The sequence below is a fragment of the Otoolea muris genome, from assembly GCF_943193115.1.
Lineage (GTDB): Bacteria > Bacillota > Clostridia > Lachnospirales > Lachnospiraceae > Otoolea > Otoolea muris.
This window is the reverse complement of record NZ_CALPCY010000119.1, coordinates 1-3,130: the sequence shown is the minus strand read 5'-3', so window position 1 is coordinate 3,130 and position 3,130 is coordinate 1. Positions and strand designations below refer to the sequence as shown.

The window sequence follows — 3,130 nt, the reverse complement described above, 5'->3', positions numbered from 1 at the left end:
TTTACCTGTTCGCTAATCGCAGTCATGTCTGTATTCCCTCCTGTCAGTATTTTGCACTTCCCCATTTTCTTCAAAGAATGGGGAATAGTCTCCGAAGCTTATCTGCCCCGGGACATTGCTGTCCTTCATCCACCAGGAGAAAACATCATATCCTGTTTTCCACCTGGTTAGCCCCCCTGTCCCGTGGATGGCCTCCAGCATTTTCCCGAACGCCCTGATATATGCCCTTTTGTATGTTGGGAAATCAGCAAACTCTTTCCACCTGCCCTTTCCAGCCATCGGGCAGCCGACACACCCAACACGGTAATAGCCCATTTTGTACAGGGGATTATGAAGCGTGCATTCATTCCAGTAATACTCCCAGATATCTTTATCCGGCCAGTCCAATATAGGGTTCAGGATCATATCTGATTTCATTTCACACCGCTCTGTCAGGGCCCTCTTCCTGTCATTGTCATTCAGGGCCATAATTTTTATAGCCAAATCCTTTTCCCTGGGCCCAATTTCGCGGTATTTCTTCCGTTTACTGCTCTCTGCCCACCTGACGCCCGTGGCCACAAACCGGTTTTTAACTGTGTTTTCCTTCAGGTATTCACAGCAATACCTAGCAATGCCTGTTGGGGGGATTTTCTTTTTTACGATTAGTTCCCACATGCTCAAACCCGGTTTATGGACGGCTGCCTTTATCCCCTGGTTTTCCAATTCCGAAAATTTTTTGCGGATATGGTATACCGTTGGCGGCGCGTCTACCGTAGTATGGCTGTTCACAACCTCAAACGGCGCGCCGGAACGTTTAAACAGCTCAAGCATGACGTCCGAGTCCTTCCCTCCAGAATATGCGCAGACCAGCGGTTTCCCGTAGTGATGCAGGCTCATTTCTGACGCCAGCCTTATCCGTTCGATAGACTTATGTTCTAAATCCATATTAATCCTTTCTCCTGTGCCTGCTTCCTTACAAGCAGCTTTTTTCAGACCGGTATATGTACCAGAAAAGAATAACCCCGATTATATCGTCAACAACCCTGTGCTGTACGGCCCCATAAAATACCATTTCTAACGCCTGCCATAAAATAACGATTAAAATATATTTTATACAGGCTGAGGACAACTGTTTTATTTTTTTGCCGCCTGCCATGTTCCGGTACTCCGTATACTTCGCGGCAAATCCCGCTGGAAACTTCCTGACTGCGCCTTTGAAAAACAGGTTCTGCCATGGCGGCAGCCAGTTTTCCCCTAAATCCGAAAAATCATAATCCGCCTTCCCGTCGCCCCACATAAAATGGAACATCTGGAAGCGCCCGTTTTCCGTTATCCGCGGCCGGCAGAAGTACAGCCTGATCCTGGGATCCCGCAGTTTTGCTTTTACTGCCTCAAACAGACAGTTTGAATAATACTCATGTGATACAATTTCAAATTTCTCTGACATATCCCGTTCAGGCTCCTTTACACTCCCTGTTCCAACCTCTCCTCTGCCTCACAGACGCTCAGAAAAACCCTGTCCTCCGGGAAGATGTACACATCAACGCCGCTCTCCTCCATGCTCTCATCGCACATTTCCTGAAGCTGGCCGCCAAAGTCATTTTCCAGGCCCGAATATTCAGGGCACACAATTACATACCCGTTACACACGGCCATAAACAAAAATCCGGTGTAATCCTCATCATCACCGATGCAATAAACCGTATCCCCCGATTTCACATTGTCAAATTTACCCATCTTTACTCTCCTTTCCTACGCCGCCCCATACCGCCGTTCCGCATCCCTCACAGTGGCCGTGCTGATTTTTGCATAACAGGTCAGCGTTGTATTAATATTTTCATGCCCCAGCTTTTTCTGTACCATCTCGGCCGGCGCCCCACGGTTTATCATGTCTGTCCCGCAGGTACGCCGGAACGTATGCGGCGAAATCTGTAGCCCGGCAAGGCGTTCATCCCTGGCCTGGATCTGTTTTAAAATATACCGTACCCCATCATCCGACAGCCGCTTATATGGGGCCCTGGCGGACACAAACAGCGCCGGGCTGCTGTCTGTCCTGCCCTCCAGGTAATCCGTCATATGCACCTTTGCCTGCGGGGAGAAATAGATCTCCCGCTCCTTTTTCCCCTTGCCGAATATGATCATCCGCCTGTTTGAAAAATCAATCCCGTCCCGGTCAAGCCGGCATATCTCCGATATCCTCCCGCCGGAGCTGTAAAGCAGGTCCACCAGCGCCAGTTCCCGGGCCGTCCGGCAGGCGCACCGCATGATCTCCCTGTGTTCCGGGGAGAGGATGGAGCCCATCCGGAACTCCTCCTTTATCTCCTTTATGCGCCTCATCGGATCCTCCCTGATTACGTCGTATTCATATGCCCAGCGGAAAAACGCGCGCAGGGAGCGGATTTTCGAGTTGTAGGTCTTATCCTTCCATTTCCGCTGGATCCTCCCATACGCCATGTACGAATTAATATGGCGCTCCTTTATCTCCTTTACCGGCAGCCCCGTCCATACAAGCAGCTTTTTAAGCTCCCGGCCGTAATTCTCGATCGTTGCCGCAGCCTTGCCCTCTATGATGAGCTGGTCGCGGTAATTTAACAGTATCTCATACGTCGCATCCGTGTCCGCGGAAAGCTCCGTTGGTTTTTCGTTTTTGCGGAAGGTGTACTCACACAGGTTCATGTTCAGGACCGCCTTCACCTCCGCGGCCGTATCCGTCTTTATGTAATCCCGTAGCTGCACCATGATATGGTTAATAACAACGCCTGCGCTCATCATAAATTTTCTTTCCTCCTTTTATTGCATTTTTGGAGGATAACTGTTAAAATACAATTATCCTGATTACAGGGCCGGACGATCTGCCAGGATTCAACGCCGGTCCTTTTTTATTTCATCTGCAGCGTCTTGGCTGCGTTTTCCCGTTTCCCTAATTCTCCTCGTCATAAATATGGATCCCGAGCTTTTTCCCAAGCCAGTCCAGCCCTTCCCGGGTCATGTAATACATATATCCCCCATGGCTGTTTGCTTCCCCGCGTTCTGCATATCCGGCAAGCGCCATCACGTCCCAGTCCTCATGCTCCCTCCCGGATGCAAAATAGTTGCGGTACGGCCTGTAAAACCTTTTGTTATGCCGGGCATATGGCCGCTTCCTGTCAAG

The 3,130-nt window shown here is 50.0% G+C and carries 5 protein-coding genes; all 5 read right to left on the bottom strand.

Features of this window, described 5'->3' with window-relative positions; all coding sequences use genetic code 11:
* Positions 1 to 12: 12 nt before the first annotated feature.
* A complete protein-coding gene (locus NFS31_RS26360; RefSeq protein WP_251501945.1) occupies positions 13 to 924 on the bottom strand; it encodes a phosphoadenosine phosphosulfate reductase family protein in 912 nt (303 codons plus the stop codon).
* Between the two features lie 28 nt (positions 925 to 952).
* Positions 953 to 1,426, bottom strand: a complete 474-nt coding sequence (locus NFS31_RS26355; RefSeq protein WP_251501943.1) for a hypothetical protein — start codon at positions 1,424 to 1,426, stop codon at positions 953 to 955.
* A gap of 17 nt (positions 1,427 to 1,443) precedes the next feature.
* Positions 1,444 to 1,716, bottom strand: coding sequence for a hypothetical protein (locus NFS31_RS26350; protein WP_251501941.1), 273 nt, complete (start codon positions 1,714 to 1,716; stop codon positions 1,444 to 1,446).
* A 15-nt stretch (positions 1,717 to 1,731) separates the two neighbouring features.
* The gene (locus NFS31_RS26345; RefSeq protein ID WP_251501938.1) at positions 1,732 to 2,751 is read right to left on the bottom strand and encodes a tyrosine-type recombinase/integrase; all 1,020 of its coding nucleotides are present in this window, start codon (positions 2,749 to 2,751) and stop codon (positions 1,732 to 1,734) included.
* Between the two features lie 148 nt (positions 2,752 to 2,899).
* Positions 2,900 to 3,130 (bottom strand): hypothetical protein (locus tag NFS31_RS26340; protein WP_331482895.1); only part of this gene is annotated, 231 nt, incomplete at its 5' end.

Coding starts and splice junctions, on each gene's coding strand:
- NFS31_RS26350 (WP_251501941.1), bottom strand. CDS start 1,716: ATGGGTAAATTTGACAATGTGAAATCGGGGGATACGGTTTATTGCATC.
- NFS31_RS26360 (WP_251501945.1), bottom strand. CDS start 924: ATGGATTTAGAACATAAGTCTATCGAACGGATAAGGCTGGCGTCAGAA.
- NFS31_RS26355 (WP_251501943.1), bottom strand. CDS start 1,426: ATGTCAGAGAAATTTGAAATTGTATCACATGAGTATTATTCAAACTGT.
- NFS31_RS26345 (WP_251501938.1), bottom strand. CDS start 2,751: ATGATGAGCGCAGGCGTTGTTATTAACCATATCATGGTGCAGCTACGG.